Origin of the sequence: Rhodococcus sp. NPDC057014 (genome assembly GCF_042673295.1) — a bacterium.
GTDB lineage: Bacteria > Actinomycetota > Actinomycetes > Mycobacteriales > Mycobacteriaceae > Rhodococcus_F.
On the sequence record NZ_JBHUSF010000078.1, the window covers coordinates 1 to 10176 of the forward strand.

Consider the following 10176-nt stretch of genomic DNA (forward strand, 5'->3'; position numbering starts at 1 on the left):
GTGCCGCCCCCGGTTGGGGACGGCGAGTTGCGCTGCGACCGGGCGGCGCGCGCCGCCGCCGCCGACGACTTCGGGCCTGGTGCGCAGGGTGCCGGCGGTCGTTCTGCTGCCGGGTTCCACCGCCGACATCGCCACGACGATCCGCTGGGCCGCGAAGCGAGGTTGCACCTTCGCCCCGCAGGGGCAGCGGCATTCGGTGTGGGGACGATCGTCCGCCCCGGGCGGCATCGTGGCCGATATGACCGCGCGGCATTCCGTCGGCCAGGTCCGGGACGACCGGATCGTCGTCGGCGCGGGCACGACGTGGAGCGAGGTACTCGCCGCCACGCTGCCGCAGGGCGGACGATCACCTGTTCGGCGGAGCGCAACACGGACCTGTTCGACGCGGTGTGCGCGGGCCTCGGCCAGGTGGCCGTGATCACCGAGGCGACGCTCGCACTCGTCGCGGCGCCCCGGCAGGTCCGCAAGTTCGTGCTGTCCTACCCGGATCTGGCGACGATGCTGAGCGACCAGCGTCTCCTGGTATACGACGGCCGCTTCGATGCGGTGCAGGGGGCGATTCCGGCGGCGCCGTCCGGTGGTGTGGCGTTCCAGGTGGATGTCGCGAAATTTTTCACCGGAAACCCACCGGACGACCAACTCCTACTTTCCGGCCTGTCCGACGATCCGGCCGGGCGGACACCGACCACGATTCCGTATGCCGACTACCTGAACCGGTTTGCCGGGCTGGAATCGGCGTTGCGCGCCAACGGCCAGTGGTTCCACCCGCACCCCTGGATCACGATGTTCATCGGTGACTCCCGGGTCGCGGACGTCGTCGACGACGAGCTGCGCAGCATCGACGCTGCCCACGACCTCGGCGTATTCGGCCAGATCGTGCTCTCCCCGATCTTCACCGGGGCGATCACCAGCCCGCTGCTGCGCACCCCGTCGGCGGATCTGTGCTTCGCGTTCAACCTCGTCCGGGTGCCGACGACCGCCGGCCGTGGCGACGCCGACCGGCTCGTGGAATCCAACCGGGCCGTATACGAACGAGTCCGCAGCAACGGCGGCACGCTCTACCCGGTCAGCGCGTTCCCGATGTCATCCGAGGACTGGCGCCTGCACTTCGGGCCCGCGTTCGACCGTCTCCGTAAGGCCAAGCGCACATTCGACCCCGATCACGTCCTCACCCCCGGCTACGAGATCTTCGACGACGGTCCCCCGGTCTCAGCCGGCGGCGAGCGGCACGAGGGTGAAGTGGCCGACTCCGCGGGCCGCGGAGAACACCTCCCACGACATCGGCCCGCCGGGACCGCGACCCTCCCCGTACCGGAGGTCGAAGGCGGGGTTCACCGGCGCCAGCCGGTAATCGAAGAAGGCGTAGTTCGCGCGGAGCAGGGTTCGTGCCGGCTCGGAGGCCTCGGCGAGGCGTGGCACCAACCTGTCCTCGACCACCAACCCGCGGTCGGAGAACTCGTCGACGATCACGCATTCACAGAAGTACGCGAGTGTGCCGATCTCACCCGGAGACCGGACCGGTGCGTCCCCGACGAGCGTCCCGACCGCACGGCCGACCCGCTCGTAGTCCTGCGCGCTCGCCCAGTTACCGAAGATGGGTGGTGCCTCCCACGGAAGACCGCCCTCGACGTCGAAGTACACCGCGCCGGCGCCCAGCACGGCGAGCACACCGGCCAGCACGCCGACGACGGCGCGGTTCGTCGTGTCGCGGGCAGCCGTCCAATGGATGCCGGCGGCGAGGACGGCGAACATCGCCAGCGTCGTCGCGGGTGCCACGTAGTACCAGTGGTACGGCACGGTGTCGAGGACGACGTAGGCGGCGTAGTACACGGCGCCCGACAGTCCGAGCGCGAGCACCGCTCCCGGCACTGACACCGGCAGCGGTCGCGTCCGGTAGCGGGCGTACGAGAAGAGTGCGAGGAGAAGCAGGACGAGTCCGAGTGCTGCGGGCCCAAATGCGGCGACGGTCCGCCACGGGTTGGACTCGAAGTACATGATCGGGCCGGTGAGGTAGTCGAAGCCGCCCACGTCGGAGGCCTGGCCCTGCTTGATCAGGAAGGTGTCGGGCAGGGCCGAACCGAGGACGAGCCAGCTGAACAGGTACCACGGCGCGGCGATCGCGGCGAATCCGGCGACGACGCGACGCACCTGGCCGCGGATCGCCGGCGAGAGGGCCGCGATGACGAGAACGAACACGAGCAGGTCCAGACGCACCAGCGCCGCCGTACCCGCGGCCGCACCGAACCACGCGGCCCGGCCGTCGAGCGCGAACCACACCATCACCGCGACGGCCGCAGGGATCAACAGCACCTCGAGCCCGACCGCGGACAACACGAACGGGTTGAACACCACCAGCACACCCGCGAGCACAGCCCAGGACATTCCGAGGCCGAGTCGCCGACCGATCCGGGCCAGCACCCACCCCAACAGTGCGGTGACCGCGACGTTGAGCATCCCGAGTGCGAGCAGCGGATCGCCCGGACCCCACAACCGGGTCAGGAACGTCAGCGCCCCGAGCACCAGCACATTCAGTGGGGACGTCGACGTGTTCGCGGTCAGGCCGTGCACGATCGCCCACTCGCCGTGGACCGCCAGGTTCCGGGCAGCCGACAGGCTGATGTAGGCGTCGTCGGTGAGGCTGCCGGACACGACCCAGAACAGCACGGCCGCCACCACCGCGCCGGAGACGGCGAGAATCGCCGGCGCCCGGTACGGGTTCGCGACCGGCGGCGGGGTGGACCGATCGAGCGGCGGGGTCAGCAATCCTGTAGACACCGCGACATCGTAGAGGGCAGGCGGAAACGCCGCGCAGCCACCGAACCCGAACGTGACGAGGTCGTGCGAGCGCCGAGTGTTTAGCGGCGCGGTAAGACGGGAAATCGACGGCGCAGGGTCGGAGGCGCAACCGGTGGCACATCCGGTCCAGGTTCCGCGGGTTGAGTCCCCAGGCCGCGGGACCGCCCGCCGCCGACGATTCCCGGCGGGCTACTCGCTGAATTCGCCCATTGCGGGCGACCATTCGCGGACCTGCACGTTCTCCACCAGATTCTCCTCGGCGAACGGATCGTGCGCGAACAGACGCGCAACCGCGTCCTCGTCCTCGGCGTCGACGATGAACAGCGCACCGTGGCCGCTCGCGAGAGGTCCGCTCGAGCGCATGATCTTGCGGCGGAGAAGCTCGGACAGCCACGCACGGTGCTGCGTTCGGTGATCGTCGCGAAGGGCCGACGTCTCGGGGCTGTACGTGTATTCCACGACGAACAGGGGCATGTGGTCCTCGCTCAGCCGTGGTCGATGTAGGACTCGAGCTGGTCGCGTTCGGTCTGCAACTCGCCGATCCGGCTCTTCACCACATCGCCGATGCTGACGATCCCGACCAATTGGCCGTCCACGATCACCGGCAGGTGCCGGATCCGGCGTTCGGTCATGGTTTCGGCGAGACTGTCCACGGTGTCGGTCGGCAGGCAGGCGAACACCGACGTGGTCATGATGTCCACGACCCGCGCATTCAGGATGTCGGGGCCGCGTTCGTGGATGCGGCGCACGATGTCGCGTTCGGTGACGATCCCGACGACGGCGTCGTTCTCCGTGACCACCAGGGCTCCGACGTTGTGCCGGGCAAGTTCGCCGATCAGGGTGCTGACCGACATTTCCGGATCCACCGTCACCACGGCGGGACCCTTGTTCCGCAACACATCCGCGATTCGCATCTGGATACCCCGATCCCTGGGCTCTCCCACTGTCCGCCGACTCGATCATAGGCAGACTTCGAGCGTATGCCAGGGCTAATGGAGGTCTTGGTTTGGTTATCCACTCGTGACCGCCCCGTCTCGCGGGCTGCGCGCGCACCCGGAGCGCGGTGTTAGGTTGGCGCTGTGCCGATCACCGTGCTACTCGTCGACGACCAGGAACTGATGCGGATGGGCCTCAACATGGTGCTCGACGCCCAGGACGACATCACCGTCGTCGGTGAGGCGAGCGACGGCGCGGCCGCCGTCGCCGCGGTGCGCAAACTCGAACCGGACGTGGTGTTGATGGACGTGCGCATGCCGGTGGTGGACGGGGTGAGCGCGACCGCCCAGATCCTGGAGTCCGGGGTCGCGAGCCGTGTGCTGGTGATGACCACGTTCGACCTCGACGAGCACGCCATGGGTGCGTTGCGGGCGGGGGCCAGCGGGTTCCTGCTCAAGGACACCCCGTCGGAAGACCTGGTATCGGCCATTCGCAGTGTGGCCGCGGGGGATGCCGTGGTGTCGCCGAAGGTGACCCGGCGGCTGCTGGCGAGGTTCCTCGACGACGGTCCGGCGCCGTTGCGCGACCCGGAGGTCCTCGACGTGCTGACCGAACGTGAGCGGGAGGTGCTGCAGCTGGTTGCCACCGGGCTGTCGAACACGGAGATCGCCGCTCAGCTGTTCCTGTCGGAGTCGACCATCAAATCGCACGTGGGCCGGATTCTCACCAAGTTGAACGTCCGCGACCGGGTGCAGGCCGTGGTGCTGGCCTACGAGACGGGCCTGGTGCGACCCGGCTCGTAGGCCGGCGGGTGGGGAAGCGTACTGCGGTCAGACGGTGAAGGTGCCGACGGTCGGGACCACCGTGCACGTGACGGCGTCGGCATAGCCGACCGTGCCGAACATCGTCGCGAGAACCGTGCCCTTGCCGGTGTCGACGATCTTCGACAGCAGCGGGGTGCCCAAGATCGGCAGTGTGTCGTCGAGTTTCACGATGCCGCCCTGGAACGTGGTCAGGTTGATCCACGCGACGCTGAGTTCGGACGACTGCGGGATCGCGACGTAGGCGGGGATCGCCTGGAAGCGGAGTTGGTTCGCGCTGATCTGGGGGAACAGGTTCGGGCCGCCCTGTGCGCTGGCCAGCGTGACCGTCGCGGGCTTGTCGGCGACGCCGCACCCGAGGGTGGGGGAGGGGTACATGAAGTCCTGCGGCGTGGTGAGTCCGACTTCGAGCACGTCCTTCGGGATGAACACGCTGGCACCGAGAAGTGCGTCGACGGCGGCGGTCGCGGCGGGGGAGACCTCGGTGGCCAGCGCCTGCAGTTCGGCGGCGCCCTTTGCGAAGTCGGCGACCGGTGCTGCCGACGCCGGTCCCGAGGACAGCATGCCGAAGGCGGCTGCGGACGCGAGAACGATTGCGGCTCGGCGGAAGACGGTGGAACGAGTCATATCGGCTCCTCGTTGTGCGCGGGATCGGAAGACCCCCATCGCAGTGAACTGCATCATGTGCAGAGTCTCAATGTCAACTTGAGGGTTAGCATCGTGGCCGCTTCGATATCTGCGGCCGGGAGAAAAACGGCAATCTCGAACGTTGAACGATCAGACGGTTGACCCAGACCCTCGATGAACCGGCCGTCCGAAAGGGGGCGTCATGTACGCCGCACTGTTCCTGTTGTACGTAGTGGTGGAGATCGCCGCGCTCGTTCTGGTCGGTCACGCGATCGGCGTGCTGTGGACGGTGCTCCTCCTGCTCGGGGGAACGCTGATCGGACTGCTGCTGATGCGGTCGCAGTGGCGTCGTGTGATGGACGGACTGCGTCGGGCGGCGGGCGGCGACGGCTCCCCGGGGGCCGCGGTCGCGGACGGCGCACTCGTCGCGCTGGGCTCCGCCCTGATGTTCGTTCCCGGCCTCGTCACATCGGTGCTCGGACTGCTCTTCCTCATTCCGCCCACCCGGTGGGCCCTCCGGCCCGTCGTCGTCCTGCTGGCGGGACGCCGCGCCGCGACCGTCGCGGTCGGAGCCGAGGCGTTCGCGCGGGCACCCCGGCGCGGACGCGGCGAGGTGATCGAGGGAGAGGTCGTCGACGAGGTCTTCGAGGGCGAAGTGATCGACGAGGAGCCCCGAACCCCGACCCGTGATCCCCGCGTTCTGCCCTAACAGGCAGACTGGTTGCCTGTGACTACACAACTGCTGGTCGGCGGCCGAATCTACAGTTCCTTTGCACCAGACGCCACGTCGATGGCAGTGACCGACGGTGTCGTGTCGTGGGTCGGCGACGACCGCGCGGCCCGCGCGCTGCACCCCGGCGCCGAGGTTGTCGACCTCGGCGGCGCGTTCGTCACCCCGGCGTTCGTCGACACCCACGTGCACGTCACGGCGCTCGGCCTGAACATCGTCGGACTCGACCTGGTGGGGGTCGGTTCGCTCCGTGAGTGCCTCGACCGGCTCGCGTCTTTTGCCCGCACCCATTCCGACGCGGTCATCTGGGGACACGGCTGGGACGAATCGGCGTGGCCGGAAGGCACCGGCCCGACCACGGCGCAACTCGACGAGGCCGCCCCCGGACGCACCGTGTACCTGTCCCGGATCGACGTCCACTCGGCCGTGTGCTCGACGGCCCTGCGCCGGTCGGTCCCGGATCTGAGCGAGGCCTCCGGGTTCTCGTCCGAGGGACCGCTGACCTTCGAGGCGCATCACGCCGCCCGCACCGTCGCCCGCTCGCTGCTGACGGCCGAGCAGCGGTCCGCCGCCCGCGTCGCCGCCCTCGACGCCATCGCCTCGCGCGGCATCGTCGCGGTCCACGAGTGCGGCGGACCCGACATCGCCGGACTCGACGATTTCCGTGAACTCCTCGCCACCCCGCACGGCGTCGAGGTCCGCGGCTACTGGGGTGAGGCGGTCACCGACGCCGACGAGGCCAGGAAGTTGCTCGACGCCACCGGCGCGCACGCGCTGGGCGGCGACCTGTTCATCGACGGATCCCTCGGCTCGCACACGGCGTGGCTCAGCGAACCCTATGCGGACCTCGACGGCGGCACCGGCAAGAGCTACCTCGGAGTCGACGAGATCGCCGCCCACGTGCGCGCCTGCACGATCGCCGGAATCCAGGCCGGGTTCCACGTCATCGGCGACGCGGCCGTCCGGGCCGCGGTCGACGCGTTCGCCGCCGTCGCCGACGAACTGGGCGGTCCCGCCGTCGCCGCCGCCGGGCACCGGCTCGAGCACGCCGAGATGATGACCGGCGACGACGCGGCACGGCTGGCGCAGTGGGGTGTGATCGCCAGCGTCCAGCCCGCATTCGACGCCCTGTGGGGCGGCACCGACGGCCTGTACGCGCAGCGCCTCGGAACCGAACGCGCCCTCACCCTCAACCCGTTCGCCGCCGCCGCCTCCGCGGGGGTATCGCTCGCGCTCAGCTCGGACGCACCCGTCACCCCGGTGGAACCCTGGGCGATGCTGCGCGCCGCCGTCCACCACCGCACACCCGGTAGCGGGATCTCCCCGCGCGCGGCGTTCTCTGCGGCCACCCGCGGCGCGTGGCGTGCCGGCGGGGTCCGCGACGGTCTCGCCGGGACGCTCGCTCCGGGCGCACCGGCGTCGTACGCCGTGTGGGATGCGGGCGAACTGGTGGTCAGTGCGCCCAAGGATTCCGTGCAGCGGTGGTCGACCGATCCCCGGTCCCGGGTGCCCGCCCTGCCGCGTCTCGAGGACGACGCGCCCACGCCGGTCCTGCTGCGTTCGGTTCACCGGGGGAGCGTCGTCCATGAGCGGTAGCACGACGGCACGCTGGACCACCGGAAAGCGTGGCGTGCTCGTGCGCTCCGTCCTGTCGGCGGCCGCCGGATTCCTCGTCTTCGCCGGATTTCCGCCCCGCCCCCTGTGGTTTCTCGCGCCCCTCGGCATCGCCCTGCTGACGCTGGTCCTCACCGGTGCCGGCGGCGCGGCACCGCGGCTGCGCGCGGGCTTCGGCTACGGCTACCTCGCGGGACTCGGTTTCCTCGTGCCGCTGCTCCCGTGGATCGGGGTGTTCGTCGGCGCCCTCCCGTGGCTCGCGCTCGCCGCGGTCGAGTCGCTGTACATCGGACTGTTCGGCGTACTCGCCGTGCTGGTCTCCCGGCTGCGCTGGGCGCCGCTGTGGATCGCGGCGTGCTGGTCGCTCACGGAATGGCTGCGGGCGAGCGTGCCGTTCGGCGGCTTCCCCTGGGGGCGGTTGGCGTTCGGCCAGTCGGAGGGCTGGTTCCTGCCGCTCGCGAGCATCGGGGGTTCCCCGCTGCTCAGTTTCGCCGTCGCGTTGACCGGCGCCGGACTGGCGTTTGTCGCCATGACGGTGCGGGCCCGGGCGGGCGGCGCCACGAACTGGCTGCGGCCGCTCGCGGGCGGTCTGGTCGCCGCCCTTGCCGCGACCGTCGTCTCGCTCGCGCTGTGGCCGACACTGCCGGGCATGGACTCGGGGGACCGGACGATCACCGTCGCCGCGATCCAGGGCAGCGTCCCCAAACTCGGTCTCGACTTCAACGACCAACGCAAACGCGTCCTCGACAATCACGTGAACCGCACCCTCGAACTCGCCGACGACGTCGCCTCGGGCGCGGCGCCGCAACCCGACCTCGTCATCTGGCCCGAAAACGCATCCGACATCGACCCGCTGCGCAACGCCGACGCCGCCGCGGACATCTCCCGGGCGTCCGAGGCGATCGGCGCACCCATTCTGGTGGGAGCGGTGCTCGTGAACTCCGACCGCACCACCACCAACTCGGTGATCGTGTGGGACGGCGATGCCGGTCCGCAGGAGCAGCACGACAAGAAGATCATCCAGCCGTTCGGCGAATACCTGCCGTACCGCGGATTCTTCCGGCACTTCTCCTCGTACGCCGACCGCGCGGGCAACTTCGTTCCCGGCGACGGCGACGGGGTCGTCCACGCGAACGGGATCGCCGTCGGCGTCGCGACCTGCTACGAGGTCGCCTTCGACCGGGCGTTCGAGCAATCGGTGCGCAGCGGCGCCGAACTCCTCGCCGTCCCCACCAACAACGCCACGTTCGGCGACACCGAGATGACCTACCAGCAACTGGCCATGTCGAGGGTGCGGGCCGTGGAGCACGGGCGCGCCGTCGTCGTGGCCGCCACCAGCGGTGTCAGCGCGATCATCGGACCCGACGGGTCCACAGTGCAGCAGACCCCACTCTTCGTCCCCGCGGCCCTGGTGTCGCAGGTGCCACTGAGCACCGGTACTACGCTGGCAAGTCGGCTCGGCCCGATTCCTGAGATTCTTCTGTGTCTCGGCGCCGTCGCTGCCGTCGCGTTCGCCGTGGTGCAACGACGACGCACCGTCAGCACACCGATTCACAGCAGTACCGAGAAGGCGCCGGCAGTTGCCGGCAGGGAGGATCCTCATGGCATCGGAGACCGATTCCGGGCAGAGCGGGGCACCGAGCGCACGGACTCTGGTGATCATTCCGACGTATGACGAGCGGGAGAATCTCGGCCCGATCGTGCGGCGCCTGCATGCGGCGCTGCCGCGGACACACGTTCTCGTCGTCGACGACGGCAGCCCCGACGGCACCGGCGACGTCGCGGACGCCCTCGCATCGAACGACGACGCCGGTCGCATCCACGTGATGCACCGGACGGAGAAGAACGGACTCGGCGCCGCCTACATCGCCGGCTTCCGGTGGGGCCTGGACCGCGACTACACCGTCCTCGTCGAAATGGACGCTGACGGCAGCCACGCCCCGGAACAGTTGCATCGCCTGCTCGACCAGGTCGATGCCGGCGCCGACCTCGTCCTCGGGTCGCGGTACGTGCCGGGCGGCACGGTGGTCAACTGGCCGAAGCACCGCGAGTGGCTGTCACGCGGCGGGAACATCTATTCCCGACTGGCCCTCGGCGTGAAGATCAAGGACATCACCGGCGGATTCCGCGCGTACCGCCGCGAGGTCCTCGAGAAGCTGGACCTGGCCGCGGTGGAGTCGCACGGCTACTGCTTCCAGGTGGATCTGGCGTGGCGGGCCATTCAGGACGGCTTCACGGTCCGTGAGGTTCCGATCACGTTCACGGAGCGGGAGATCGGCGAGTCCAAGATGAGTGGCGGGATCGTCCGCGAGGCCCTTCTCAAGGTCACCCAGTGGGGGTTGCGGAACCGGATCGCCAGGATCAAGGGCGTGGCAGCCAGATAGCGCTACGAGTACCAACCGCTGCCCCATTCCTTCGACCGAAGTAGTGGGGCAGTGCTGGGTTAGGTGCTCCAAAACGTGATACCCAGGGGTAAAGCGCCGCGCGTCCACATTCTGAGACGCCCTGAAACGGTTTGAACCGCACGTCCGATAGGAACCTGAAGCGTACTCCCGGGTAAGGTTCGGTTAATTCCCAGGTTCGCAGGTCACTATGAGTTTCTTGGGTGGCCGGTGGGTTCGTCCCACCGCCGGAGTGGGAAGAGGACGTACA

At 69.3% G+C, this 10176-nt stretch carries 10 protein-coding genes and 1 pseudogene; 7 read left to right on the forward strand and 4 right to left on the reverse strand.

What is annotated here, in order from left to right:
- The first annotated feature begins 88 nt into the window (after window positions 1–88).
- Complete coding sequence (locus ACFTZB_RS17560; protein ID WP_378433252.1) at window positions 89–418, forward strand: FAD-binding protein; 330 nt, start codon at window positions 89–91, stop codon at window positions 416–418.
- An 80-nt stretch (window positions 419–498) separates the two neighbouring features.
- Window positions 499–1131 (forward strand): annotated as a pseudogene (locus ACFTZB_RS17565) (FAD linked oxidase); the annotation flags it as partial.
- Between the two features lie 78 nt (window positions 1132–1209).
- On the opposite strand, the gene ACFTZB_RS17570 reads toward ACFTZB_RS17565, so the two are convergent.
- From ACFTZB_RS17570 to ACFTZB_RS17580, 3 genes are all read right to left on the reverse strand, one after another.
- Window positions 1210–2775, reverse strand: a complete 1566-nt coding sequence (locus ACFTZB_RS17570; RefSeq protein ID WP_378433243.1) for a hypothetical protein — start codon at window positions 2773–2775, stop codon at window positions 1210–1212.
- Between the two features lie 210 nt (window positions 2776–2985).
- Window positions 2986–3270 carry a YciI family protein gene (locus ACFTZB_RS17575; protein WP_378433244.1) on the reverse strand — a complete coding sequence of 95 codons (285 nt, stop codon included), beginning with the start codon at window positions 3268–3270 and terminating at the stop codon, window positions 2986–2988.
- 11 nt (window positions 3271–3281) lie between these two features.
- Window positions 3282–3710, reverse strand: a complete 429-nt coding sequence (locus ACFTZB_RS17580; protein WP_378433245.1) for a CBS domain-containing protein — start codon at window positions 3708–3710, stop codon at window positions 3282–3284.
- A 165-nt stretch (window positions 3711–3875) separates the two neighbouring features.
- Here ACFTZB_RS17580 and ACFTZB_RS17585 point away from each other — a divergent pair, with 165 nt between their 5' ends.
- The gene (locus ACFTZB_RS17585) at window positions 3876–4535 is read left to right on the forward strand and encodes a response regulator transcription factor (RefSeq protein ID WP_124393470.1); all 660 of its coding nucleotides are present in this window, start codon (window positions 3876–3878) and stop codon (window positions 4533–4535) included.
- Window positions 4536–4562: 27 nt separating this feature from the next.
- Here the strand turns inward: ACFTZB_RS17585 and ACFTZB_RS17590 are convergent, their stop codons facing one another.
- Window positions 4563–5180 carry a hypothetical protein gene (locus ACFTZB_RS17590; protein WP_378433246.1) on the reverse strand — a complete coding sequence of 206 codons (618 nt, stop codon included), beginning with the start codon at window positions 5178–5180 and terminating at the stop codon, window positions 4563–4565.
- A gap of 202 nt (window positions 5181–5382) precedes the next feature.
- On the opposite strand from ACFTZB_RS17590, the gene ACFTZB_RS17595 reads away from it, so the two are divergent.
- Genes ACFTZB_RS17595 through ACFTZB_RS17610 form a run of 4 tightly spaced genes read left to right on the forward strand, consistent with a single transcriptional unit; the run spans window position 5383 to window position 9908 of the window.
- Window positions 5383–5889 (forward strand): FxsA family protein, encoded by a 507-nt coding sequence (locus ACFTZB_RS17595; protein WP_378433247.1) that lies wholly within the window; start codon window positions 5383–5385, stop codon window positions 5887–5889.
- Between the two features lie 12 nt (window positions 5890–5901).
- On the forward strand, window positions 5902–7506 hold the full coding sequence (locus ACFTZB_RS17600) for an amidohydrolase (RefSeq protein WP_378433248.1): 1605 nt from the start codon (window positions 5902–5904) through the stop codon (window positions 7504–7506).
- Window positions 7496–9199, forward strand: a complete 1704-nt coding sequence (gene lnt, locus ACFTZB_RS17605; protein WP_378433249.1) for an apolipoprotein N-acyltransferase — start codon at window positions 7496–7498, stop codon at window positions 9197–9199. The genes ACFTZB_RS17600 and lnt overlap by 11 nt, the downstream gene beginning before the upstream one ends.
- Window positions 9126–9908 carry a polyprenol monophosphomannose synthase gene (locus ACFTZB_RS17610; RefSeq protein ID WP_378433250.1) on the forward strand — a complete coding sequence of 261 codons (783 nt, stop codon included), beginning with the start codon at window positions 9126–9128 and terminating at the stop codon, window positions 9906–9908. The genes lnt and ACFTZB_RS17610 overlap by 74 nt, the downstream gene beginning before the upstream one ends.
- Window positions 9909–10176: the final 268 nt, after the last annotated feature.

Coding starts and splice junctions, on each gene's coding strand:
- ACFTZB_RS17575 (WP_378433244.1), bottom strand. CDS start 3,270: ATGCCCCTGTTCGTCGTGGAATACACGTACAGCCCCGAGACGTCGGCC.
- ACFTZB_RS17580 (WP_378433245.1), bottom strand. CDS start 3,710: ATGCGAATCGCGGATGTGTTGCGGAACAAGGGTCCCGCCGTGGTGACG.
- ACFTZB_RS17590 (WP_378433246.1), bottom strand. CDS start 5,180: ATGACTCGTTCCACCGTCTTCCGCCGAGCCGCAATCGTTCTCGCGTCC.
- ACFTZB_RS17595 (WP_378433247.1), top strand. CDS start 5,383: ATGTACGCCGCACTGTTCCTGTTGTACGTAGTGGTGGAGATCGCCGCG.
- lnt (WP_378433249.1), top strand. CDS start 7,496: ATGAGCGGTAGCACGACGGCACGCTGGACCACCGGAAAGCGTGGCGTG.
- ACFTZB_RS17610 (WP_378433250.1), top strand. CDS start 9,126: ATGGCATCGGAGACCGATTCCGGGCAGAGCGGGGCACCGAGCGCACGG.